1 protein-coding gene is annotated in these 1517 nt (G+C 56.4%); it reads right to left on the bottom strand.

The genetic code is table 11. From position 1 onward, the window contains the following. Nucleotides 1–1427, bottom strand: a 1427-nt coding sequence (locus tag ACO6D5_RS30040) for a hypothetical protein (protein ID WP_485827428.1), incomplete at its 3' end; no start/stop codon positions are given. Nucleotides 1428–1517 lie beyond the last annotated feature (90 nt).

Genomic DNA, 1517 nt, shown 5'->3' with positions numbered 1-1517 from the left:
GTACGCACTCTGGTGCCTGGCAACAACGCGTGCCCGTTTACGTCGTCCACCACGCACTGGGCCGAATTCTGTGTCATCCCCTCCAACGGCAGGTCGGACGAGTCCGCGGCCCGCTTGAACAACTGATCCCGGGCGTTCTTCTGAGGCACGACGTCGATAGGCGTTAGCCGGACCTCGAAGTCATTTTTCCAAAGATACTTTTGCTCTGAGAAAAAGCGCACCGATTTGACCTTCACGCCAAGATCCACACCCGCGGCAAGCGCAGCAAAATCCTCAGCCACGGCGAGATAGGGTGCCACGATGAAGCCGGCCGACGTGATTTTGGGAATGACCCGCTTGCGAATCACAGCCCCGTTGTCAAACGTCAGTTCTATCTGCAACTGAGGCAAACGGAACACGCCCGCTACCAGCTTGCCCAACAGCGTAGGCTGGATGTCCGCCTGCATCCATACCGGTCGCGTGGGATCCAATTCAATAGCCTTACCGAACTCGCCAGATACCGCTTTCTGGTGATCAAGGTCAAGCGAGGCTCCGCGCTCTCCCATTCGCTTCTTCAGTACGAGGTACGGCGACTCGATTGCCGACACCGTATATCCTGCCAGCAGCTCAAGCACGCTGCCTGCGTCCTCGATAGCCGGCAGACGGCCATCAATCGGGGAAAACGAGAAAAACACCGTGTCGGGCCCATTGGCCCCCCGCAGATGGGCAACGTTCTTATCGTCCAGACTGGTGTCGTATACGGAATAGCTTTGGGGAATCGGTCGTCCAGACCAGTTCATGTCATGGGCAAAGATCGTGGACAATTCGGTGGGATACAAATCCACGGTCCCCGTCGTAAGTGGCAATGGATGATCCAGGCGAATCTTTTCCTTCGCCTCTTCGTACTGTTCGAGAAAGCGCTCAGGATGCGCAATTCGTTGATGAATGCCCGATATGGTATTCACCCAATGAGCAGCCACTTCGTTCCAAACAAATCGTGGCGTGCGATCGAAGTTGCCAGGCGCGATCAGACACCACACCGTTACCATCGCACACCACGTGGCGATAACGGCGATCACGTTCGCATAGAGCGACATTCCGTAGCTCAACATCAGCAGCACGCCGATCGTCACTAAGACATGCCCATCCTGCCGTACGAAACCTGCTTTGAACGCCACGAAGAGCGTAAACGCCATGCCCAGCACAAGCATCCAGGCGCGTGAGCCGAATGCCCGCAAGAGCGCGTGCGAAAAGAGCCCAAGTACCAATGCCGATGCCAACAGGATGTATACCACCGCGTCGACGGGCCCGCCTTGAGACATGGCATTGGTATATCCCGAAATGATCGGTCCCTGTGCCAAAAAGAACTGAGGAAGATCCTTTAAGTCCTGGCCCGCACCGATCCAGTTGAGGCAGACCGAGAGCAGCAGCAGCGCAGCGAAACCCAAAGCGGCTCTCTTTTGGGAGCTCCACAACATCAAGAACGTCAACCCGCCAACCGGTAATACAACTCCAGAGAAACTCCCCTTCACGAGGGG

It is taken from the genome of Achromobacter sp. (assembly GCF_057314935.1).
The sequence above is the reverse complement of the archived record's forward strand: the minus strand, read 5'-3'. Positions and strand labels throughout refer to the sequence as shown.